Source organism: Exiguobacterium sp. AB2 (assembly GCF_000696055.1).
Taxonomy (GTDB): domain Bacteria; phylum Bacillota; class Bacilli; order Exiguobacteriales; family Exiguobacteriaceae; genus Exiguobacterium; species Exiguobacterium alkaliphilum.
The window spans coordinates 1-1,083 of the sequence record NZ_JNAA01000076.1 but is presented as its reverse complement, the minus strand read 5'-3'; the positions used below and the strand labels follow the sequence as shown (position 1 = coordinate 1,083).

The 1,083-nt window shown below is 53.8% G+C and carries 1 protein-coding gene; it reads right to left on the bottom strand.

Annotated features, from left to right (window positions below; translation table 11 throughout):
- Positions 1-314: 314 nt before the first annotated feature.
- On the bottom strand, positions 315-1,083 hold a 769-nt coding region (locus DI14_RS10185), incomplete at its 5' end, for a DUF3238 domain-containing protein (RefSeq protein ID WP_034808203.1).

The following is a 1,083-nucleotide window of genomic DNA, read 5'->3' as shown; positions in this document are numbered from 1 at the left end:
ATGTTGGGTAGGTCAGGCATCATCGGGATCGCCTCCAGATTGGTTGGTTACAGCCAGTATAGTCCGGAATGTCAGGCGCGTACAGCGCCGCCCGAGGGCACGCCGACTCCCGGGGAATCAGCGGGCAAGGCGAGACCCAGCAGCGACGACGTCGCGATGCGGCTCGGCGCCCGCCCCCAGGAAAGCGGCGTGCCGGACAGGGCGGCTGAAGGGCAATGAAAACAGAGGAGCGCCATCCCTTCCGGGACGACGCTCCTCTGTTCAAAAACATTTGAAGTTTTTCAGTGCCCTCCTCTTGAGGGTGGCGGGTTTTCTTATTGCATACACGTGAGGTACGTCCAGTGACAGTACGGTAAAGGCTGAGCCATAAAGCTGACGCCCAAATCGTCGGCTCGGTGAATGGTGATCCACGGCGCCTCTCCCATGCGAAGATAAATCTCATGGTGGGGAGACTGTGTATGCTCACCAGACAACTTGAACGTCGGTCGATTTTTCAGATGTGCGACAATCGTATACTTAATGTCCGGTGCAATCACGAGCGGATTGCCGACTGAATGTTTAAGACGATACGTCACTTCTCCGGGCTCGATGGAGACATCTTCTAAATAGACTTGATCGACGGAAGCCACGTCTTCTCCCGTCAATTTATGATGTTTCGTATAGCCTCTCGTCACGTTCGCATCTTTCTTAATCGAGACGAATGGCACGTCACGCAACTGTTCGACCATGACTTCGGTTCGCGTTCGATATTCTTCAGCGTAAACATTGTATGAGCGACCATCCCCCTCAAAGTAAGGATGCGGGGAGAACACGTTCGGATTCTTTAAAATCGGCGGTTTTATGAACGGCTGGACACGTAACTGCACGTCGCTCACTTCTGTGGTTTCCGGAGTCGACGGACTGACCATAAAGTACATGACATACAGCTCGCTGTCCCGTCTCGTCGAGAGCGTATGTTCTTTCCCGAGCGTCATCGCCTTCCCGACAAAATCAATCAACTGCGTACCGGGCTTGCGGGAATGTTTCACCGGACGCAATGCCCTTACTTCATAAAACGTCGGCTCGTTTGACACTCCCACGGCT